This is a genomic window from Streptomyces sp. NPDC042638, from assembly GCF_040647235.1.
GTDB classification, from domain to species: domain Bacteria; phylum Actinomycetota; class Actinomycetes; order Streptomycetales; family Streptomycetaceae; genus Streptomyces; species Streptomyces rameus.
In genome coordinates, this window is record NZ_JBEZBT010000038.1 from 44878 (window position 1) to 67749 (window position 22872).

The 22872-nt window shown below is 75.4% G+C and carries 11 protein-coding genes; 7 read left to right on the forward strand and 4 right to left on the reverse strand.

Annotated features, from left to right (window positions below):
• Window positions 1-71: 71 nt before the first annotated feature.
• The 5 genes from AB0B40_RS26415 (at window position 72) to AB0B40_RS26435 (ending at window position 14625) form a co-directional block, all read left to right on the forward strand.
• Window positions 72-9464 carry an SDR family NAD(P)-dependent oxidoreductase gene (locus AB0B40_RS26415; protein WP_362265898.1) on the forward strand — a complete coding sequence of 3131 codons (9393 nt, stop codon included), beginning with the start codon at window positions 72-74 and terminating at the stop codon, window positions 9462-9464.
• Between the two features lie 18 nt (window positions 9465-9482).
• A complete protein-coding gene (locus tag AB0B40_RS26420) occupies window positions 9483-11855 on the forward strand; it encodes a beta-ketoacyl synthase N-terminal-like domain-containing protein (RefSeq protein WP_362265899.1) in 2373 nt (790 codons plus the stop codon).
• Window positions 11852-12679: an alpha/beta fold hydrolase gene (locus AB0B40_RS26425; RefSeq protein ID WP_345055747.1), complete on the forward strand. Its 828-nt coding sequence runs from the start codon at window positions 11852-11854 to the stop codon at window positions 12677-12679. The genes AB0B40_RS26420 and AB0B40_RS26425 overlap by 4 nt, the downstream gene beginning before the upstream one ends.
• A gap of 20 nt (window positions 12680-12699) precedes the next feature.
• Window positions 12700-13227, forward strand: a complete 528-nt coding sequence (locus tag AB0B40_RS26430) for a flavin reductase family protein (protein WP_345055745.1) — start codon at window positions 12700-12702, stop codon at window positions 13225-13227.
• Between the two features lie 159 nt (window positions 13228-13386).
• Window positions 13387-14625: an AMP-binding protein gene (locus AB0B40_RS26435; protein ID WP_345055743.1), complete on the forward strand. Its 1239-nt coding sequence runs from the start codon at window positions 13387-13389 to the stop codon at window positions 14623-14625.
• Between the two features lie 681 nt (window positions 14626-15306).
• On the opposite strand, the gene AB0B40_RS26440 is transcribed toward AB0B40_RS26435, so the two are convergent.
• Window positions 15307-16764, reverse strand: coding sequence for an MFS transporter (locus tag AB0B40_RS26440; protein ID WP_362265902.1), 1458 nt, complete (start codon window positions 16762-16764; stop codon window positions 15307-15309).
• A gap of 110 nt (window positions 16765-16874) precedes the next feature.
• Window positions 16875-18077 (reverse strand): MFS transporter, encoded by a 1203-nt coding sequence (locus tag AB0B40_RS26445; RefSeq protein WP_362265904.1) that lies wholly within the window; start codon window positions 18075-18077, stop codon window positions 16875-16877.
• 77 nt (window positions 18078-18154) lie between these two features.
• On the opposite strand from AB0B40_RS26445, the gene AB0B40_RS26450 reads away from it, so the two are divergent.
• Window positions 18155-18784 (forward strand): helix-turn-helix domain-containing protein, encoded by a 630-nt coding sequence (locus AB0B40_RS26450; protein ID WP_345055737.1) that lies wholly within the window; start codon window positions 18155-18157, stop codon window positions 18782-18784.
• A 57-nt stretch (window positions 18785-18841) separates the two neighbouring features.
• The gene (locus AB0B40_RS26455; protein WP_362265906.1) at window positions 18842-21085 is read left to right on the forward strand and encodes an MMPL family transporter; all 2244 of its coding nucleotides are present in this window, start codon (window positions 18842-18844) and stop codon (window positions 21083-21085) included.
• A gap of 61 nt (window positions 21086-21146) precedes the next feature.
• Here AB0B40_RS26455 and AB0B40_RS26460 read toward each other — a convergent pair whose 3' ends face one another.
• Window positions 21147-21914, reverse strand: a complete 768-nt coding sequence (locus tag AB0B40_RS26460; protein ID WP_362265908.1) for a transglutaminase family protein — start codon at window positions 21912-21914, stop codon at window positions 21147-21149.
• An 84-nt stretch (window positions 21915-21998) separates the two neighbouring features.
• Window positions 21999-22748 carry an NUDIX domain-containing protein gene (locus tag AB0B40_RS26465; protein WP_362265910.1) on the reverse strand — a complete coding sequence of 250 codons (750 nt, stop codon included), beginning with the start codon at window positions 22746-22748 and terminating at the stop codon, window positions 21999-22001.
• Window positions 22749-22872: the final 124 nt, after the last annotated feature.

The window sequence follows — 22872 nt, forward strand, 5'->3', positions numbered from 1 at the left end:
CAGATCGCCCCTCCGATCGCACCGCTCACCGGACCAGACAGTCACCGGACCAGACCGCGAGGAACCGATCCATGCCGGACACCACCACCTCCGACGCAACCCGACAGACTCCGCTGACCCGGGCGCTCGCGACCATCCGCACCCTGCGCCGGCAGCTCGACGAACAACAGGGCGGCCAGGCGGTCGCCGTGATCGGCACCGGGCTGCGCCTGCCCGGCGGGATCGACGGGCCGGACGACTACTGGACGGCCCTGATCGCCGGGCGCGACCTGGTCGGCCCGCTGCCACCGCGCCGCAAGGGGCCGTTCGCGGCGCAGTGGGAGGGCCTGCCGCAGCGCGGCGGGTTCCTGGACGAGGTGCTGGACTTCGACGCCGCCTTCTTCGGTATCAGCCCGCGCGAGGCGCGGCACCTCGACCCCCAGCACCGCCTGCTGCTGGAGGTCACCTGGGAGGCGCTGGAGAACGCGGGCGTGCCGGCCGACCGGCTCGGCGGCGTCCGTACCGGCCTGTACCTCGGCATCATGTGGCAGGACTACCGCGAGTGGCTGAGCGGTGACCCCGACGCCTACTGGACCACGGGCAACGGGCACAACTTCGCGGCCGGCCGGGTCGCCTACGCGCTCGGCCTGACCGGACCCACCGTCTCCGTCGACACCGCCTGCTCCTCCTCGCTGGTGTCCGTCCACCTCGCGGCGCAGGCGCTGCGACGCGGCGAGTGCGAGATCGCCCTGGCCGCCGGCACCAACCTCATCATGTCGCCGCGCTCCATGCGACTGGTGCAGGAGACCCGCTCGCTGGCCCCGGACGGCCTGTGCAAGACGTTCGACGCCCGCGCCAACGGCTTCACCCGCGGCGAGGGCTGCGGCGTCGTCGTGCTCAAGCGCCTGGACCACGCGCTGCGCGACGGCGACCGGGTGCAGGCCGTCATCCACGGCTCCGCCGTCAACCAGGACGGCCGCTCGGGCGGCTTCACCGCGCCCAACGTGCTCTCCCAGACCGCCCTGCTGGAACAGGCTCTCGCCGACGCCCGGCTGGAGCCGGCCGACATCGGCTACGTCGAGGCCCACGGCACCGGCACCGCGCTCGGCGACCCGATCGAGATGGAGGCGCTGGCCACCGTCCTCGGCCGCCGCAACGGCGACGCGCCGCTCCTGGTCGGCGCCGTCAAGACCAACCTGGGGCACCTGGAGTCGGCGGCGGGCGTCGCCGGTCTGATCAAGACGATGCTCTGCCTGCGGCACCGGCGCATCCCGCCGCTGCTGCACCACCGCACGCTCAATCCGCGCATCGACCTCGGCGGCACCCGGATCACCCTGCCCCTGGAGCCCACCGACTGGCCCGCCGGGAGCGGCCGTCACGCCGGTGTCAGCTCCTTCGGCATGAGCGGCACCAACGCCCACGTCATCCTCGGCGCGCCCGACGCCGCGCCGGAACCGGCGGCGGCCGACGTCACCGGTTTCGACCTGTCGGCCCGCACTCCGGAGGCACTGCGCGAACTGGCCGCGCGCTACGCCGACCGGCTGGACGGACTGCCCGCCGAGCGGTACCCGGCCTTCGCGTACACCGCCACCGAGGGCCGGGCCCGGCACACCGTCCGCGCCCGGATCACGGCCGGCGACCCCGCGGCGGCCGCCGCCGCGCTGCGGTCCCTGGCCGCGGGTGAGGACAGCCCGGCCGTGCACCTCGCACCCCCGACGGACCTGCCGGCCCTGCCCCGGCAGGTGCTCGACCTGCCCTCCTACCCCTGGCAGCGGCAGCGTTACGAGCCGGAGAACCGCACGGCAGGCCCGGCGGACGGGGTCGCCGACACGGCGCTGCCCACCATGCACCGGCTGGTGTGGCAGGACCACACGCCCGCCGAGCCGTCGGGCGCCGAGCCGCTCGTCCTCGCCGGCGACGACGTACGGACGCTGCACCTGCTGGCGGCCGAGGCGGCGGCCCGGGGCCACCGGGGCACCGTGCTGTGCGACCACGCGCCGGCCCTGCCCGGGGGCTGGGACCGGGCGGAACTCCCCGCGGGCCGCGCCGACTGGGCCGCCCACTGGGCCGCCCGCTCCGCTCCCGCCACGCTCGTCCTCGCCTTCCACCCCGGCCCCCGGCCGACCGTATCCGGCAACGCCGACGCGACGGCCACGGCGCCCGCCCTGGCCGTCGGCGACGCCCACACCGACGCCGACGCGGCGGCCCCGGCGTCCGACTTGGCCGTCGCCAACGCCGACGCGACGGCGCCGGATCCCGACCTGGCCGTCAGCGACACCTACGCCGACACGGCGGCCCCGGCGCCCGCCCTGGCCGTCGGCGACGCCTACACCGACGCCGACGCTGTGGCGCCGGATCCCGACCTGGCCGTCAGCGACACCAACGACGACGCGACGGCCCCGGCGCCCGCCCTGGCCGTCGGCGACGCCCACACCGACGCCGACGCGGCGGCCCCGGCGTCCGACCTGGCCGTCGCCAACGCCGACGCGACTGCGCCGGATCCCGACCTGGCCGTCGCCAACGCCGATACGGCGGCATCGGCGCCCGACCCGGCCGTCGGTGACACCTACACCGACGCCGACACGGCGGCCCCGGCGCCCGACCCGGTCGGCCCTGCGGCCCTGCTGTGCGCGGCGGTCACCGACGCCGTGGCCGCCGCCGAGGCGGCGGGCGCCCGGGTGCACGCCGTGACCCGGGGGGTGCGGCGCACCACCGACGAGGAACCGGCCGCGGCCGGCCCCCACGCGGCGCTGCACGGCCTCGCGCCCGTCCTCGGCCTGGAGTTCGCCGCCGGCTGGGGCGGCGTCGTGGACCTGCCGGCCGAGCCGGAGCCCGCGGACGCCGCCGCGCTGCTGGCCCTGGTGACCGGCGAGGACCGCACCGAGGACCTGGCCGCCGTCCGGGGCGGGACGGTGCGGGTGCCGCGGATCGTCCCCGCCGACGGCACCCCCGCGGCCCGGCCCGCACCGCACGAGGACGCCACCTACCTGGTGACCGGCGCGCTCGGCGCAGTCGGCCGCGAACTCACGGCCGAGCTGGTCCGGCGCGGCGCCCGCCACCTGCTGCTGATCGGGCGCCGCGCCGCGAGCGAACTCGGCGACGAGGCCCGCGCGTTCCTCGGCCGGCTCGCCGACGACGGCGTCCGCGCGGTCTACCGGGGCGGCGGCTGCGACACCGCCGAGGCCCTGGCCGACGCCTGCACCGCCCTGGCCGGCATGCCCCCGGTGCGGGGCGTCGTACACGCCGCCGGCACCCTCACCCGCACCCCGGCCGCCGGCCTCACCGCCGACGGCTACGCGGCGGAACTGCGCGGCAAGGCGGCCGGCGCCTGGTGGCTGCACCGGGCCTCGGCCGGCTGGCCGCTGGACTTCTTCGTCCTCGTCTCCTCCGTCTCGGCGCTGTGGGGCACCGAGGGATGCGCCGCCTACTCGGCCGCCAACGGCATGCTGGACGCCCTCGCCGCCCACCGCACGAGCCTCGGTCTGCCCGCCGCGTCCCTCGGCTTCGGCCCCTGGACCCTCACCGGCGCCGGATCCGGCGGCATGGCCGACGGCGAGCTGCTGGAACGGTCCGCCCGGCTGGGCGTCGGCTCCTTCGACGCGGCCACCGGGCGCGCGGCTCTCACGACCACGGCGCCCGGCCCGGAGGGGCACCTCGTCGTCTGCCCCCTCGACCTGGAGAGGCTGCGGACCGTCATGTCCGGCCTGCGGCCCCGCGGCGTGTTCGGCGGCGAGCCCGCCCCGGCCGCGCGGGCGCCGCGCGAACCGTCCGCCGCGGCCCGGCTGCTCGCGCTGCCCGAGCGCGCCCGCGCGGCCGCCGCGCGCACCGAGGTGGCCCGGCTGCTCGCCGACCAGCTCGGCCACGCCCGCGCGGAGGACATCGACGAGACCACCGGCTTCCTCGACCTCGGCCTCGACTCGATCACCGCCGTCGACCTGGCGGCCCGGCTCGGTGAGGCGTTCGGCAGCCACGTCCCGGCGGGCGACGTCTTCGACCACCCCACCGTCGCCCGCCTCGCCGACCACCTCCTCGCTCGGCTGAACGGCGCCGTGGCCGCCCACCGGGCCCCCGCGCCCCGGCCGGGGCCGCCCGCCGCCCCGCCGCCCGCCCGCACCGCCCCCGCCGCGCCCGAACCGGCGGCGGCCGGCTCCACGGAACCCGAGCCGGTCGCGATCGTCGGGATGGCCGGCCGCTTCCCGCGGGCGGACTCGGTCGAGGAGCTGTGGGAGCTGCTGCGCGAGGGCCGCGACGGCATCACCGCCGTACCCGAGGACCGGGACGCACTGGCCGGTCTGTCCGGCGGACCCTCCACCACCGACCAGGGCGGCTTCCTGCGCGACCTGGACCGCTTCGACGCCGCCTTCTTCGGCATACCGGCACGTGAGGCGGAGAACCTCGACCCCCAGCAGCGCCTGCTGCTGGAATCCGCCTGGCACGCCCTGGAGGACGGCGGCATCGATCCCGAGCGGCTGCGGTCCACCCGCACCGGGGTCTTCGTCGGCATCAGCTACGCCGACTACGCCCGGCTGCTCGCCGACGGCGGGCCGGACAAGGTCGACGCCTACTACAGCACGGGCACCGCGCTGAACGCCGCGGCCGGCCGCATCGCCTACACCTTCGGGCTCACCGGGCCCGCCGTCGCCGTCGACACCGCCTGTTCCTCGTCCCTGGTGGCGGTGCACCTCGCGGTGCGCTCCCTGCGCTCGGGGGAGAGCGAGACGGCGCTCGCCGGCGGGGTCAACGTCCTGCTCGACCGGACCTCCTGGACGGCCGTCAGCCGCGCGCACATGCTCTCGCCCGGCGGCCGTTGCCGGACCTTCTCCGCGGACGCCGACGGGTTCGCCCGGTCCGAGGCGTGCGGTGTGCTCGTGCTGAAACGGCTCGCCGACGCCCGGCGGGACGGCGACCGGGTCTACGCCGTGATCCGGGGCAGCGCCATGAACCAGGACGGCGCCTCCTCCGGGCTCACCGCGCCCAACGGCGCGGCACAGGAGGAGATGCTCAGGGCCGCCCTGGCCGACGCCCGTATCGCCCCGGGCGACGTGTCGTACCTGGAGGCGCACGGCACGGGCACCTCGCTCGGCGACCCGATCGAGATCGGCGCCGCCTGGCGGGTCCTCGGCGAAGGACGCGGGCCGGGGCGGACCTTGCGGACCGGCTCCGTGAAGAGCAACCTCGGCCACTGCGAGTCGGCCGCCGGAGTGGTGTCGCTGATCAAGACCGTGCTCGCCCTCCGGCACGAACTGATCCCCGGCAACCTGCACTTCAAGGAACCCAACCCGCACGTGGCCTGGTCGGAGATGGACGTCCGGGTCGTCGACGCCGCCACCCCCTGGCGCCGCGCGGGCGGAACCCGGATCGCCGGCGTCTCGGGCTTCGGCTTCACCGGCACCAACGCCCACGTCCTGCTGTCCGACCCGCCGGCCCCCGCGCCGGAGCCGGCCCGCCCCGCCGATGAGGAGCCTGCCCGCCCCGCCGGTGAGGAGCCGCCCGGCCCCGCCGGTGAGGAGCCGCCCGTCTGCCTGCTGCCGCTGTCCGCCCCGGACGAGGCGGGCCTGGACCGGCTGACCGCCGCCTGGGAGCAGGCGCTCAGCACGGCCGACGACACCGACCTGCCCCGCCTCGCGGCCGTCGCCGGCGCCGGACGCGGCCACTTCCCGTACCGGCGCGCACTGCTGGGCCGCGACCGCGAGCAGATGCTCAGGGCGCTGCGCGAGACGGCTCCCTCGCGGGCGTCGGCCCGTGCGCCCCGGGTGGCGTTCCTGTTCTCCGGCCAGGGCAGCCAGTACTTCGGCATGGGCCGGGAGCTGTACGAGACCGAGCCGGTCTTCCGCGAGGTCTTCGACCGGTGCGACGCCGTCCTGGCCCCCCGGCTCGGGGCCTCCCTCACCGAGCTGATGTTCTACGGCGAGGACCGTCAGGCGATCAACGAGACCCGCTGCACCCAGCCCGCCCTCGTGACCCTGCAGACCGCGCTGGCCGCACTCTGGGAGTCCTGGGGCGTGACCCCGGCGGTGGTCATGGGGCACAGCGTCGGCGAGATCTCCGCCGCCGTGCAGGCCGGCGTCATGGACCTGGACACCGGGCTCGCCCTCATCGCCGAACGGGCCCGCCTGATGCAGGCGAGCGAGCGCGGCGCGATGCTCGCCGTCGTCGCCGACGAGGAGCGGGCGTCCTCCTGGGCCCGGGAGCACGGGCTGGACGTGGCCGCCGTCAACGGCCCGGAGTCCATCGTGCTCGCCGGCGCCCCCGACGCGGTGGACGCGCTCGCGGCGGCCCTGCGCGACCAAGGGGTGCGCGCCCGCCGGCTGAGCGTCTCGCACGCCTTCCACAGCCGGCTGCTGGACCCGGCGGTGGAGCGGCTCGGCCGGGCCCTCGCCCCCCTCGCGTTCCGCGACCCCGACACCCCGGTCATCTCCAACGTCACCGGCCGTCTCGCCGAACCGGGGGAGTACGACGCGCAGTACTGGTGCCGGCACGCCCGCCGCCCGGTCCGCTTCCACGACGGAATCCGCTCCCTCGCCGGTCTCGGTGTCGACGTGTGCCTGGAGATCGGGCCCGACCGCACCCTGGTGAACCTGGTCAAGGGCGCCGGTCTCGCCCCGGCCGGCGGCCTCGCCTCCTCGCTGCGCCGCGGCACCGGCGAACGGGCCGCCCTGCTGGACGCCGCCCGCGTCCTCTACCTCGCCGGCCGGCGGCTGGACTGGGAGCGCGTCCAGCCCGGCACGGGTACCGTCCGGGCCGCCGCCCCGCGCTACCCCTTCGCCGACACCCGCTACTGGGCACCCGTACGACCCGACAGCGCGCGCCCGGCCGCGGCCCAGGGCCCCGCCTGGGGCACCCGGCTCAGCTCGCCGGCCCTGCACGGCCGGGTGTGGGCCACCGAGCGCACCCCCGAGTACCCGGCCCACCTCACCGACCACCGGCTCTTCGGCGTCGTGTCGGTGCCCGGCGCCTCGCAGACCGCGACCGCGCTCTCCGCGCTCGGCTCGGACGGCGGCCGGGTCGTGCTGGAGGACCTGCACTTCCCGCGGGCCCTCGTCCTGCGCGACGACGAGCGCTACCCCGTGCAGGTGATCGAGGCCGAACAGGAGCACGGCACCCGCACGGTCAGCGTGCAGAGCCTGGTCGACGTGCACGCCGGCCGCTGGCAGGAGCACCTGGCGGCCCGGGTCGTGCCGGCACCGGCGGTGCCGGACAAGGCCGCCCCCGATCCCGCCGCGTTCATCACCGGAGCCGAACGGCACCTGTCGGGCGCGGACTTCTACCGGCACCTGCGCACCCTCGGCTACCACCTCGGCCCGTCCTTCCGCTGGATCGGCGAGGTCTGGCTGCGCGGTGACGAGGCGCTGGTCCGCTACGACCTGCCCGACGACCCGCGCGAGGACCCGGCCGGCTGGGAGATCCACCCCGGCCTGCTGGACTCCCTCCTGCAGAGCGCGGTCACCTTCGCCGTCGCGGAAGCCGACCCGGACAGCGTGACGGAGGAGGCGGCCCTGGCCATCCCGTTCGCGGTCGCCCGGCTCGACTTCTGCGGCCGGCCCGCCTCCGCGGGACAGCTGTGGGGCCACATCCGGGCCACCGGCCGCGACCGCGAGGCCGACGGCCTGATGCGGGTCAGCGCCGCCGACCTCAGGCTGTTCGGCGACGGCGGGACCACCGTCCTGACCGCCGACGGCTTCCGCTTCCGCCGCGCCCCCCGCGCCCTCCTGGAGCGGTCGTTGCGCGACACCCCGCCCCTCGCCTACGAACTGGTCCGCGTGGAGCGCGAGTTCGCAGCCGCACCGGCCGGCACGCTGCGGGTGGCCCTGCTGGGTGGCGGCGACACCGGCCGCCGCCTCGCGGAGACGTTCGAGGCGCTCGGCCACCAGGTCGTGGACGCCGGGCCGGCACCGGCCCCGGGCGCGGTCCCGGACCTGGTGATCGACGCCCGGTTCGCCACCGCGGAGGGTGGCGCCGACGAGGCCCTCCGGGCGGCCCTCGCCCTCACCGAGGGCCTGCGGACCGCGGCCCCGGGGGTGCCGTACGCCGTCCTCGGCGGCACGGACCCGGCCGCGGCCCCCGTCCGCGAGACGCTGTGGGGCCTGCTGGCGGCACTGGAGGCCGAGCAGCCCGAACGCCGCCTGCTGCGCCTGGCCCTGACGCCCGACGCGGACCCGGCGACCGTGGCCGCGACCCTGGCCGCCCTCGTGGCCGGCCGGGACGCGGAGGCGCCCGTGGAGATCGCCGGCACCACCGTGCGCGTCACCCGCCTCGCCCCCTGCGACGGCACCGGTAGCGCACCGGGCCACCCCGGCGCCGTGCTGATCACCGGCGGGCTCGGTGCGCTCGGTCTGAGCACCGCCGGCTTCCTGGCCCGTCTGGGCGCCCCGGCCGTCACCCTGATGGGCCGCTCCGCACCGGACGCCGCCGCCCGTGCCGTGATCGCGGAGCTGTCCGGCCGCGGCATCGCCGTCCAGGTCGTCCAGGGCGACGTCACGGACCCCGCGGACTGCCGCCGGGCGGTCGCCGAGGCGGCGCGCACCGCCCCGCTGGGCACCGCGCTGCACCTCGCCGGCACCGCCGCCGACGGCGCCTTCGAACACCTCACCGCCGACTCCTACGACCGGGTGTTCGCCGCCAAGGCACGCGGCGCCGTCCACCTCGCCGAGGCGCTGGCCGGCCACCCCGACGCGCGGCTGCTGCTGTTCTCCTCCGCGTCCACCGTGCTCGGCTCCGCCGGGCAGGTCAACTACGCGGCCGCCAACGGCTTCCTGGACGGCCTGGCCGAACGGCTGCGCGCCGAGGGCGTACGGGCCACCACCGTGGACTGGGGGCCGTGGACCCCGGACGCCAAGCAGGGCATGGCCGGCTCCGCCGCCACCGCCCAGGCCATCGCCCGCCTCGGCATCCGGGCGCTCGGCGACGCGGAGGCCGAGGAACCCTTCCGGCTCGCCCTCGACGGCGACCGGGCACGACTGCTCGCCGTCGGCGTGGACGCGGCACGCTTCACCGAACTGCGCGCCGACGGAGCCGCCGCACTCTTCACCGGCCTCGTGCGCCGTCCGCCCGCGTCCCGGGACGGCGGCGCCGAGCAGCCCGCGGAACCCCGCGGCTGGCTGCGCGAACAGCTGGCCGGCAGTGCCGCCGACAGCCGTGAGGAGCGGCTGCGGCAGGCGATCCGGGAGCTGGCCGGCTCCGCGCTGGGCGCACCGCTGCACCACGACGACGACCTGGGCTTCACCGAGTGCGGACTCGACTCGATCATGGTCATCGACCTGCGCACCCGGCTGGCGCACGCGCTCGCCGAGGAACTCCCGGCGACCGTCGCGCTCGACCACCCCACGGTCGCCCAGCTCGCGGCCCACACCGGACGGCTGCTCTTCCCCGGGCAGGCAGCCGGCGAGGCACCGCGGGAACCCGCCGAGGAATTCCCCGAACTGGCAGGCCTGTCGTTCGACGAACTCGTCCGAGCCGTCCAGGCGGACGTCTCAGAAGAGAGGTAGAGGGCACCGACCATGGACATGGACACGATTCGCCGCCTGATGGAGGACCAGCTCAAGCTGTCCCGCCGCCTCCAGTCGCGGGTCCGGGAGCTGGAGGACGAGCGGCACGCGCCGCTGGCCGTGGTCGGGACGGCACTGCGCCTGCCCGGCGGACTGGACACGCCCGACGCCTACTGGGACTTCCTGCGCGGCACCGGCACCGCCTACTCGTCCATCCCCGAGGACCGCCCCGGTCTGCGCGCCGTGTACGACCCGGAACCGGGACGCCCCGGCCGCTCGTACGTCGACAAGGCCGGTTTCCTCTCCGACATCACCCACTTCGACGCCGACTTCTTCGGCATCTCCCAGCGCGAGGCCCGGCTGCTCGACCCCCAGCAGCGGATGCTGCTGGAGACCGCCTGGGAGGCCCTGGAGCGGGCCGGCATCGCCGTGCGCCGCGCCGACCGCCTCGACGTCGGGGTCTACCTCGGCATGATGGCCTCCGAGTACAGCGAGCGGCTGGAGGACCGCGCGGACCTCACCCGGATCGACCCGTACTACACCACCGGCGGCGGCCTCTGCTTCGGGGCCGGCCGCATCAGCCACGTCATGGGCTTCCGCGGGCCGGTGCTCAGCGTCGACACCGCCTGCTCCTCCTCCCTGTCCGCGCTGCACCTGGCCGTGCGGGGACTGCGCGCCCGCGAGTGCCGATACGCCCTGGTCTGCGGGTCCAACCTGCTGCTGTCGGCCAACCTGATGGTCTCCCTGTGCCAGACCCGCGCCCTGTCCCCGGAATGCCGCTCGAAGTCCTTCCTGGCCTCCGCCGACGGCTACGGGCGCGGCGAGGGCGTCGGCGTCCTGGTGCTGATGCGGCTCGCGGACGCCGAACGCGAGGGCCGGCCCGTCCTCGCCGTGGTGCGGGGCACCGCGGTCAACCACGACGGTGCCGCCTCCGGCCTGACCGCGCCCAACGGTCCCGCACAGCAGGAGGTGATCCGCGCGGCCCTCGCGGACGCCCGGGTCGAACCCGGCGACCTCGGCTACGTCGAGGCGCACGGCACCGGCACGGCACTCGGCGACCCGATCGAGGTCGGCGCCCTCGACGGTGTGCTCGGCGCGGCGATCCGGGCCCGCGGCCTGCCGCTGCCCATCGGCAGCGTCAAGTCCCGGCTCGGCCACCTGGAGGCGGCCTCGGGCATGGCGGCCGTCCTCAAGACCGTCCTGATGCTCCGGCACGGCGAGATCCCGGCCGCCCGCTCCGCCGAGGACGGCGAGCTGAACCCGCACATCCCCTGGGAGCGGATGGGGATCACCGTGCCCGACCGCAACCAGCCCTGGCCGGCGGCGGACGGACGGCGCATCGCGGGCGTGAACTCCTTCGGCATGAGCGGCACCAACGCGCACGTCGTACTGGAGGCGTACCGCCCGCCCGCCGCCGGACCGCGGGCAGCCTCCGCGGCGCCGCGCCCCGAACTGCTCACCCTCTCCGCCAAGGACCCCGTCGCGCTCGGCGAACTCGCCGCCTCCGTGCTCGGCCACCTCAAGCAGGCCGGACCCGATCGGCTGCCCTCGCTCTGCCACACCCTGCGCGCCGGGCGCGCCGCCTTCGCGCACCGGATCGCCGTCGTCGGCACCGGCGCCGCGGAGCTGGCCGACGTACTCGCCGCCGCGATCCAGCGCCCCGCGCCCGAGCCCGTCGCACAGCCGCCGCGCCGGCTGGTGCTGCTGCTCCCCGGCGAGCCGGCCGACGGTGCGCCTGCGGTGTCCTGCCTGGCCGCGCTGCGTGAGATCTGTCCGGCCCTGCCCGCCGCGCCGGGCGGCGACCCGGTGGCGGAACTCGCCGCCGCACTGGGGGCGTTCGGCCTGCCGGTGACCGTGCACCGGGGCGAGGGACCCGTCCGGCTCACCTGGGAGGCGGACGGGCGGCGGTGCTCCGCGCCGCTCGCCGACCCCGCCGGCGACCTGCCGGCCGCGCTCGCGGCACTGTTCACCGACGGTGCGGACCTCCGTCTGGACCCGCTGCGTGGCAGCGGCGCGCAGCTGCTCGGCGACCTGCCCACCTACCCCTTCCAGCGCCGCCGCTTCTGGATCGAGGAACCCGCCCTCGGCCAGGGCCCGTCCGGCGCACGGGCCGACGACCGTCCGGCCGCCCCCGACTCCGGCGATCCCGTCGCGGTCAGGAGCTACCTGCTCGCGGAGCTGGCGGCCGTGCTGGAGGCCCCCGGGGAACTGGACCCGTCCCGGTCCTTCCTGGAGGCCGGCGGCGACTCGTTCATGTCGACCCTGTTCATCACCCGGGTCGAGGAGAACTACGAGGTCGGCCTGACCGCCGAGGACCTGCCACTGGACCTGCCGCTGACCGAGCTGCTCGGCCGGCTGGCGGACGACATCGCCGGCGGGGTGCGGGCATGAACGACGTCTCGCGGGAGCGGGAGCGGGCCGTCGCCGACGCCTTCGTGCGGCCCCGGTCGGTGCCGGACCCGGAGCTGCGGCTGGTGGTCTTCCACCACGCCGGCGGCTCCGCCGCCCAGTACTTCCCGCTCACCCGGGTCACGCCCCCGGGCTGGGAGGTGCTGCTGCTCGACCTGCCGGGCCGGGGCAAGCGGCACGACCGGCGGCCGGTCGGCTCGGTCCGGGAATTGGTCGGGGTGACCGTGCGCGACGTGCTGCCCTTCACCGAGACGGCACCGCTGGCCCTGTTCGGCCACAGCCTCGGTGCCGTGCTCGCCTACGAGACCGCCCGCGTGCTGGAGGCGGCCGGCCGGCCCCCCGCCTGGCTGGGGGTGTCCGGACGGGTCGCACCCCGCCGGAGCGCCCCGGTCGCCCTGCCCGACCACGCGCTCTCCGACGGGGAGCTGATGAAGCAGCTGACGCGGATGGGCGGCATGCACCCGCGGATCGACGAACTGCCCGAGTTCCGCGAGCGTTTCCTGCGGCTGGTCCGCACCGATCTCGGGGCGGTGGCCCGGTACCGCCCCGACCCGGCGCGGACCCCGCTGTCCGTGCCGCTGACGGCTTTCGGCGGCAGCGACGACGTCTGGGCCCCACCGTCCGAACTGGGCGAGTGGGCGGCCGAGACGCGCGGTGATTTCCGGCTCCGGGTTTTCGCCGGTGGCCACTTCCATTTCCTGGGCCCGGACTTTCCGGCGTTCGCCGCCGAACTGGTCGAGGAGATACGCCGGTCCGGTGCCCCGGAGCCGGGCGGCCGAGGGGAACTCGTCCGGACAACCAGCTGAATACCGGAGGGAAATTGCGTATGGCCGCCGAGAGCGTACCCGACATCCGCCCGCTGATGGCGGGGTTCCCCACGGGGGTCACCGTGATCACCGCGCTGACCCCCGACGGCGTGCCCTGGGGCATGACGTGCACCTCCCTGTGCAGCGTCGCCCTGGACCCGCCCACCGTACTGGTCTGCCTCCGGTGCGGCAGCCCCACCCTCGACGCGGTGCTCGCGAGCGGCGGATACGCCGTCAACCTGCTGCACGACGGGGCCCGGTCCACCGCCGAGCTGTTCGCCTCGGGCACCCCCGACCGCTTCGACCGGGTCACCTGGCGGGCCGACGCGAACGCCCGCGGCCCGCACCTGGTGGAGTCCGCGCACACCATCGCGGACTGCGAGGTGAACGACCCGCACACGGTGGGCGACCACTGTGTGGTCTTCGCCCGGGTCCGGGCCGTACGGCAGCTGCGGATCCAGAAACCGCTGCTGTACGGAATGCGTCGTTACGGTGACTGGGCGGAATCCGGCGAGGACAGCAACCTGCTCTACGACTTCATCTCCTGACCGGCCGGCGCGTCCCCGGGCCGGTCCGGGATATCGCAGGATGCGGCAATCTGGGAGGTGACCCGGGGCGGCGGCGGAATGCAGCATCGGAAAGGAAGCGGGTGGCATTCCCGCCTCATTTCCGGCGGAGATCCGTACCGCAGCCTTCAGGGGGACCAGGTGACCAGCCAGCCCGTACTGCTCGGCCCGCGCCCACTCGATGCCGCGCCGGCCGAAACCCCGGCGGCCGCAGCGCCGTTCACCCTCGACTCCGTGTTCAGCAGGGCGGCCCGTCGGCGCCCCACGGCCGTGGCCGTGCGGGAACCGGCGGGCCATCTGTCGTACCAGGGAGCCGAGAACAGGGCGATGCAACTGGCCACCGGCCTGGTGCGGCACGGCGTGCAACTCGGTGACCCGGTCATCGTGCACTGCTCCGACCACCGCCAGTCCCTGGTCGCGCAGCTGGCGGTGCTCAAGGCCGGCGGGGTGTGTGTCCCGGTCTCCGCGGGCTTCACCGGACCCGCGGCCGCGCGGGCCGCCGAGGTGAGCGGCGCCCAGGTCGTGCTGTGCAGCGGCGCCACCCAGTCCTGCTGGTCCTCCGGCGTCCAGGTGGTCAGCCTCGACGACGCCCGCACCTGGGCACGGCTGGAGGCGCTGCGCGCCGATCCGGCGCTGCCCCGGTCCGGCCCGCTGGACGCGGCCCACCTGTTCGTCGACGAGCGGGGCGGGCAACTGGTGGACCACGGCGCCTGGCAGTGCATGCTCGCCGCCCGGGTGCAGCAGATCGGCCCGGCGCCCGGCGCGGTGGTCGTACGGCAGGCTCCCGGGGGCGCCCGCTCGCTGTCCGCGCTGTGGTGGGCCGTCGCCTCGGGCGGATCGCTCCTGGGCCGCACGCGCGACAGCGAGGTGGTGCGGGATCTCGCCGGTGACAGCGCGGTGGCGGCCGTCTTCAGCGCGGAGGAGTACGACCGGGTGCTGAAGGTGCCGGACGAGCACTGCGGCGGTGCTCCCGCGGTGGTGGTTCTGTTCGGCGGACCGTGTCCGGCGACAGTGGTCGAACGGCATGTCGCGCGGTACGGCTCGAGCCGGCTGTGGAGCGAGTTCGCACCCGTCGGCGGAGCGCTGCCGTGGACCGTCCGGCAGCTCGGGGCCGACGCGTCGGCACGGTCGGCGGGCGCCTCCGTGGGCAGCCCCATGCCCAACGTGTACGTGCGGGTCCTGGACCGGGCCGGCCGGGTGCTCCCGCCGGGCCGCGTCGGCGAGCTGTGCGCCACCGGCCCCGCCCTGCCCTTCGACCGTGTCGGCGGCCACGACACCGGCTTCGACGACCCGGACCGTGCCTTCGTGCACCGCTCGGCCTGGCTCGGCCGCTGGCGCGCCGACGGCACCCTGGAGCTCACGGGCCCGCGCCGCACCTGACCCGCCGCCTCGCGCCCGGCCCGGCCCCGCGTGAGCCCGGCGCGCACCTCGCAGCCTCCGGCCCGGCATCCCGCCGCACGGTGCGCGCGAGGGCGAAGGCACCGGGCCGCCCACCGCCCGGCACGACTGTCCGCGCATGACCGGCGGCGGCGTCGCGCCGGTGCGCGTCGGCCGCGCGCGTCGCACGCGCGAATGGCCGGTGGGGCCGGCCGATCCGGGGCGTCGAGCGCAGCGGACGCGGTCCGTCCTCGACGACGGCCGGCACAGTCGCCTGAGGGACCGGCAGGCGTCCGGGGTGTTCCGCGTGAGCGATCCCGCGGACGACGCCGTGCCGGATCCGGGGGTTTCCGGCGCGGCGAACGGGGGCGGGCGGGCCGGCGTTCCGCAAGGGACGCCCGGTGGACCGGTGGGCGTCTCCCGGGCGGAGCGCCTGCGGTTCCTCGGCACCGCCGTCGCCACGCGCCGTGCACGCGCGGGTCCGAGGTGACGCCGGCCTGCTGGAGGGTGGGCCAGGGGGCTCCCGTGTGGGCGAGGCCGCGGATGTCCCGTGCCCCTGGGGTGATGGAGCCGGCGGCGGTGTCGGGGTGGTGTGCGCCGGCCGGGTGGGGCGCATGTGCGGGTGGTGGGGGAGCGGGCAGGGGCGGCCCGGACGGCTGCCCCTGCCCTGTCGGTGTGCCGCGGTCACTCCGCGGTGGCCGCGGCCTCCGCGGCCGGCGGAACGCTCGCGCTCCGCGCGGGGCGCGGCGGCTCCGGCCGCAGGACGGCGAGTGCCACCACCAGCCCGAGGACCGCGAGTCCCGCCGCGCCGAGGAAGGCGAGGTGGAAGCCCGAGTTGAGGGCGTCCGCCCGGGGCCCGCCCACCGCGGCGGTGCGCGACTCGGCGACGGAGGCGAGCACGGCGACACCGAGCCCGGCCCCCAGCCGCTGGGTCGTGTTGATGACGCCGGAGACGATGCCCGTCCGCTCGGGCGGCGCGGCCTTCACCCCGGGCACGGTGGAACCGACGAAGCAGGCCGGCAGCGCCACCGCGAAGATCACGGCCGCCGGCAGGAACCGGGTGGCGTACGCGGCGTCGGCGGGCAGCGTGCCCATCAGCGCCAGCGCGAGCGCCATCAGCGCCATGCCGAACGCCAGCACCCGCCGGGGACCGAGCCGTTTCAGCGCCGCGGGGATCAGCATCCGGGAGACCGGGATGCCGAGCACCGCGATCGGCAGCACCGCGAGGCCGGCCCGGATGGCGCTGTAGCCGTGCACTTCCTGGAAGTACAGGGACATGAAGACGAAGGCCGGCACATGGGTGGCGCCCACCACGAAGTTGGCGGCCGACGAGCCCGAGATGTCCCGCTCCCGGAAGATGCCGAACGGCAGCAGGGGCTCGGACACCCGCCGTTCGATGAGCAGGAAGGCGATGCCGAGCGCCACCGCCAGCGCCGCGAGCGCCCACTGCACCGGACCCAGATCGCCCTCGGCCGCCGCCGTGACGACGTACACCACCAGCAGCAGGCAGCCGGTGCCGGTGACCATGCCGGGCAGGTCGAGCCGGCCGCGGGCGTCCCGCGGGTTCTCCTCGTCGGCGGGCAGCAGACGCCCGCTCAGCACCAGCCCGGCGACGCCGATGGGCACGTTGAGCAGGAAGATCCACTCCCAGCCGAGGCCCTGCACGATCACACCGCCGAGTGCGACGCCGCCGGCCGCACCGGCCGCACCCATCGCGCTCCACACGCCGAACGCGCGGCGATGGGCCTCCGGCTCGGTGAACATGACCGTCAGCAGGGCCAGCTCGGCCGGGATCAGAATGGCCGCGCCGACTCCCTGGAGTGCCCGCGCACCGATCAGCAGCCAGCCGGTCTGGGCGAGTCCGGCGAGCAGCGAGGCGGCGGTGAACATGCCGAGTCCGGCCCGGAACATCCGCCGCCGGCCGAGGAGATCGGTGGCCCGTCCCGCGCCGAGCTGGAAGCCGCCGAACGTGACCTGGTACGCGGTGCTGACCCAGACCAGCGCCACCACTCCGAGGCCGAGCGCGGCCCCGATCGTCGGCATGGCCAGATTGATGATCGAGACGTCCAGGAAGACGATCAGCTCGACGCCGGTGAGCAGCACGAGTGCCGCGCGTCGGCCCGCGAGTACGCCGTCCGCCATCGCTGTCCTCCCCTCTTCCGTGAGTGAGGTGGCCGGGAACTCCGGCCGAATAATTAGAGGCTAACTCTAGTGATGCACTCTAGGAAGTCCTTCAGGGTGATTGGCTTGGATCACGCGGCCGCCCGCAGGGTCCGCCGCCCGGCCCGCGCGCTGATCAGCGCCAGGACGAACACCGCGACGACGAAGGTCCAGGCACCGCCGAAGCCCGCGCTGCCGTCCGCGAGCAGGCCGAAGACGATCGGTCCGAGGGCGAAGCCGCCGAAGAAGCCCATCGACACCAGGGCCGAGGCGTGGCCGGTCCGGCCGAAGCCGCTGCCCCGGGTCACCGCGACCATGGACACGGCGTTGCCCGCCGCCGCGCAGCCGCCGAGGCCGAGTGCGCCCGCCCACGCCAGCCAGGTGCCGTGCGTGGCGGCGGGGATCAGGACGGCGCTCGCCGCCGCGGCCACGGCGAAGCCGAACAGCGAGGACGGGATGTCGGACAGCCGTGCGCTGAAGCGGGCCCACAGCACCCGGGTGGTGATGCCGGCCACGCCGATCGCCGAGATCAGCGCACCGGCCTCGCCCGCGCCCATGGCCAGCCGCTGGTGGGCGTAGAGCGGCAGATAGGTGTTCAGGGAGGCCAGTCCGCAGCCGATGAAGAGCGAGTAGGCCATCAGCCATCGGGTGGCGGCGTTGGGCGGCTGCGGCAGGCCGAAGCGCAACCGCTCCGTGGGGGCGGGGTCGCGGGGCAGTACGGCGAAGGCGAGGAGCGCGGTGACGAGGGCGACCGGCACCACCAGGGCGACGGCCGAGCGCCAGGACAGGGCGCCGGCGAGGGCGGGCAGCGCGACACCGGCCAGCAGTGCCGCCACCGGGGGCCCGGACTGCTTGACCCCGATGGTCAGGGCGCGCCGGGCCGGCGCGACATGGGCGGCGATCAGCCGGTTGGTGGACGGGTTGGCCAGGGACTGGGGGAGCCCGGCGAGGGCCAGCGCCACGAGCAGCAGGGCGTACGTGTGGCTGGACGCGAGCAGCGCGAAGTCGGCGCTGATGACCACGAGCAGCGCGATGAAGACCCGGCGGCCGCCCAGCAGATCGGTGAGGTGTCCGGCGTACAGCGACATCACGGTGGCGGTGCCGAAGGCCACGGCCGGGAGGAATCCGACGCCGGAGCGGGATATGCCGAGGTCGTCGACGATGTAGGGGCCCAGGGAGCCGATGGCGTAGAGGACGAGCATGGACAGGCCCATGCCGCCGGTGAGGACGGGGACGAGGGCGCGTGGGGCCTCGGTGGGCTGTTCGGTCCCCGCCCGGTTCGAACTGAGCGTCATGCTTGCGTCCCTCCGGAGAGATATGACATTCTGGTGTGACACTCTAGAGTTCAGATATAAAAAGTGGGTAGCCCCTTATGGCCAACCGGATCGACGGCCGACGCCTCCGCTCGCAGCAGACCCGCCGCAGGATGCTCGACGCCGCCATGAAGCTCTTCGTCCAGCACGGCTACGGCCTCACCACGATCGATTCGATCGCCCAGGAGGCCGGCGTCGCGGTCCAGACGATCTACTTCTCCTTCGGGAACAAGGAGCAGATCCTCAAGGAACTCATCGACCTGCACGTGGCCGGCGACGACGATCCCGTGCCGACGCTGGAGCGCCCCCAGGTCGTCGAGGCCCTCGCCATCGACGACCCGCGCGAGCAGCTGCGCGCGCTGGCAGCCATGACACGGGTCATCAACGAGCGCGTCGCCCCGCTGCTGGAGGTCCTGCGCAACGCCGTCATCTGCAGCGGCGACGGTGCCGACCTGTGGTCCACGAACAAGGAGCAACGCCGCCTGGTCCAGCGGCGCTTCGTCGAGGTCCTCGCCGCGAAGGGAGCACTCGCCGAGGATCTCGGCACCGAGCACGCCGTCGACGTCTGCTACACCGTGCTCGGGCCGGAGGTGTACCAGCTCTTCGTCGCGGAACGCGGCTGGTCCCCCGAGGCATGGGAGAGCTGGGCCCACCAGGGCCTGTGCAGCCACCTCCTGGCGGACCACTGAGCCGTGGCCTCCCGCGCTGCGGCGCCGCCGCGGCGCCCAGCCTGAGATGAGGAAGGCATGACCACAACCCTGCAGACCCGCGCCGACACCGGTGACGGGCCTGCCCCCGTCACCGGCCGTCTGGCCTCGCTCGCGCGGAGCCTGGTCGGCCGCAGACGCCTCGCCATGCTGCTGGTCGCGCTGATCGCCGTAGCCGCCGCGGTACTCGGCGCCGACGCCGAGAGCCGGCTCTCCAACGGCGGTTACACGCCGACCGACGCCGAGTCCCTCCAGGCCGACCGCATGCTCGCCGACCGCTTCCACGCGGGCGCGCCCAACCTCGTCCTCGTCGCCCGGGCGGCCGGCGGTGTCGACACCGCCGGCGCGTCGGCCGCCGGCGCGGACCTGACCCGGCGCCTCGCCCGTACCGACGGCGTCGTCTACGCGCAGTCCTACTGGACCTCCGGCGACCGGACCCTGCGTTCCGGCGACGGACGCGTCGCCCTCGTCCTCGTCAAACTCGGCGGAAACGACGACCGGGTGCATCACCTCGTCACCGGCCTGGTGCCCGACGTGACGGGCCGGCACGGCCCGCTCGACGTCAAGGCCACCGGGTACGCCCAGGTCAACGCGGAGGCCGACGAGCAGAGCGCCACCGACCTCACCCGCGCCGAACTCCTGGCCGCCCCGCTCACCCTGCTGATCCTGCTCGCCACCTTCGGCTCCCTCGCCGCCGCGCTGGTGCCCGCGCTGGTCGGCGTGGTGTCCGTGGTCGGCACCTACGCCGTACTGCGGCTGCTGACCGACGTCACCTCGGTGTCCGTCTTCGCGCTGAACATCACCACCGCCCTCGGCTTCGGACTCGCCGTGGACTACAGCCTGTTCGTCGTCACCCGCTACCGCGAGGAACTCGCGGCCGGCCGCGGCGTGACCGAGGCGATCGCGGCCGGCCTGCGCAGCGCCGGACGGACCGTGCTGTTCTCCGCGCTCACCGTGGCGCTGTCGCTGGCCGCCCTGCTGGTCTTCCCGATCTACTTCCTGCGCTCGCTCGCCTACGCCGGAATCGTCGTGGTCGTCCTCGCCGCCGCCACCTCGGTGCTGCTCATGCCGCCTCTGCTGGCGCTGATCGGCCGGCGCATCGACCGGTGGGACGTCTTCGCCCCGCTGCGCCGCAGACTGCCGGGCTCGCGAAGCCCCGAGCAGGGACTGTGGCACCGACTCGCCCTCACCGTCATGCGCCGCCCGGTCGTCATCGGCGCCACCGTCGCGGTCGTCCTCGCGGCCCTGGCGCTGCCGTTCACCCAGGCGAGGTTCGCCCTCATGGACGACCGGGTGCTGCCCCGCGGCAGCGCCTCCCAGGTCGCCTCCGACACCATCCGCGGCGAGTTCCACGGCGCCCAGACCTCGCCCGTCGTGGTGGTCACCCCGGACGTCGAACCCGGCAGCGACCGGCTCGCCGACTACGCGCGACGGCTGTCCGCCCTGCCCGGGACCGTCCGGGTGGACAGCGCGGCCGGGACCTTCGCCGACGGGCGCCGCGCCGCGCCGCCCGGCCCCGCGGCGGCGGCCTTCCACGGCACCGGCGGCACCTGGCTGTCGCTGGTGTCCGACCGCGACCAGGGCTCCGCGGCCGGCGAGGACTACGTGCGCGCCGTCCGGGCGGTGCCCGCCCCGGGCCACGTCCTGGTCGGGGGAGACGCCGCCACCCAGGTGGACACCAAGGACAGCCTGAGCAGCAGGCTGCCGTGGGCCGGCGCGATCATCGCGATCAGCATGCTGGTGCTGCTCTTCCTGTTCTCCGGCAGCGTCGTGATCCCGCTCAAGCAGCTCGTGCTGAACATGCTGAGCCTCACGGCGTCCTTCGGCGCCATGGTGTACGTCTTCCAGGACGGTCATCTGAAGTGGCTGGTCGGCGACTTCGTGCACACCGGCCAACTGGAGGTCACGGTGCCGATCCTGATGTTCTGCGTCGCCTTCGGACTGTCGATGGACTACAGCGTGTTCCTGCTCTCCCGGATCCGCGAGGAGTACCTCGCCACCGGCGACAACACCCGCGCGGTCGCCTTCGGCATGGAGCGCACGGGCCGGCTGATCACCGCGGCGGCGCTGATCGTCGCGATCGTGCTCGGCGCCCTGGCCACCTCCCAGCTGTCCATCCTGAAGCTGCTCGGTGCCGGTCTGGCCCTCGCCGTCCTGGTCGACGCCACCCTCGTGCGCGGCCTGCTCGTACCGGCGGCCATGCGGCTGCTCGGCCACGTCAACTGGTGGGCGCCGAGGCCCCTCAAGCGGCTGCACGCCCGGTTCGGCCTGACCGAGGACTGAGCGCGCAGCGGACGGCTGGGCGGCGGCGGCCGCCCAGCCGTCCACATCCGTGGACACCGGTTCACCCCAGCGCGGGCTCGGTCTGCGGGGCACGCTCGGGCAGCGACCGGTACACCAGGTGCAGTCCGGGGTGGCGTTCGCGCAGCCAGGGCAGGAAGTGCTCCTGCGCCTCCTCGGAACTGCGCATCCCGGCGCCGTGCCGGCGCAGGAAGTCCATGTACAGGTTGGCGATCCGCACCGGGACGCCGATCGTGCGGCGCATCCGCTTGGCCATCAGCCCGGCGATGTCCGCGACCGGCGCCTCGTCCTCCAGGACGTGGTCGGGATGCAGGTGCAGCATCGCGTCCCGCTCGCCGTCCCAGTCGACCGGCCGGCTCTGCGGATTGAGGTGCACCGTGCCGAGCGAGAGCGCCAGGTCGTCCGAGGGATCGCAGCGTACCCAGGTGCCGTCCAGCAGGACGCAGGCGTACACATGCCGGCTGACCTCGCCGGCCAGGCGCGCCAGCCGCGCCGGGGCGAGCGGGCCGAAGTACTCCCGGCCGCGGACCCGCATCACGCCGTACCCGGCCGGGATGCCCTGCGCACGCAGCAGCGCCACCAGCAGGTTGGCGCTGTTGGTACAGGTCCCGTCACCCATGACGAGCGTCTGCGACGCCGTCTGCTGCCAGTTCCCCACCCGGTAGCGAATGCCGTCCCGGACATGGTGGAACGCGGCCACCGCGGTCGCCCGGTCGTCCCGGCCGCGCAGCTCGGCGGCCAGGCGCCGCACGCGCGGATCGGAGGTGTCGCAGTACCAGGTCTCCCGCAGGAACGGAGAAAGCGCATCCACCTCTGACCACCCATCACTAAGCGTCATTTCAACCCTTAGTTGAGGCCCTCGGCGAGCGGCGGGGCGACTCCTGAATTGCTCGGGTCAGCCCCCGAGGCCGCGGCGGAGCCGGCCCAGATGCGCGGCATGGGTCGCGCTGAGCGTCGCAGGATCGACGCCGTGCACCGGGAACCAGTCCGCCGTGCGCGCGTCGTCACGTCCCTCGGCCCGCGGCGGGCCGCCGGCGCCCCGCGGCAACCGGACGTGCACGGCGCAGTTCTCGATCCACGCGTTGTCCGTGTTGCGCACCGACCAGTGCGCGACCCCCTCGTGCAGCAGCCGCGCCGCACCGCCGTGCGCCCGCACCCCGGTCTCCTCCAGGGTCTCGCGCAGCGCCGCGCGCACCGCCTCCTCAAGCTCCCCGGTCCGCGGGTCCGTCTCCCGGAAGCCACCGGGAAAGGCCAGCTGGCCGGTGTCGCGCCGCCGCACCAGGAGCACCAGCGCCCGCGCCCCCGAACCGTGGGTGACCACGCCGTCGGCCGCCGGGTTCGGGCCGAACCGGTGCAGCCGCCCCCGGCCGGTGATCCCGGTCGGGCCGGCCGGACTCAACGGACGGCCGCTCGCCGCGTCCCGCAGCAGCAGGGGGTGGCAGGACAGCCGCACCGCCCTCCGCCACACCGCCTCGAGATCCGGCTCCGGCTCCGGCACCGAGGGCGCCGTGTACTCCACCGGCGCGTATCCCGGCCCCAGCGCGGACCAGTCGCGCTCCACGGGAACCGGCACATCGGGATACCCGATCCGCCGCCGCAGCTCCCGCACCCGCTGCCCCTCCACAGCCCACCCCCGTCCCGCCACGCCCCGAGCCTGCCACACCGGCGCCCCCGCGCGACGCGACGTCCAGAGGACATGCAGAGCGGCTCCAGTCGCCTGCCCGCACACTCCCAGAGGCCAACACCGCTACCGGCGAGGGGAATCGGAC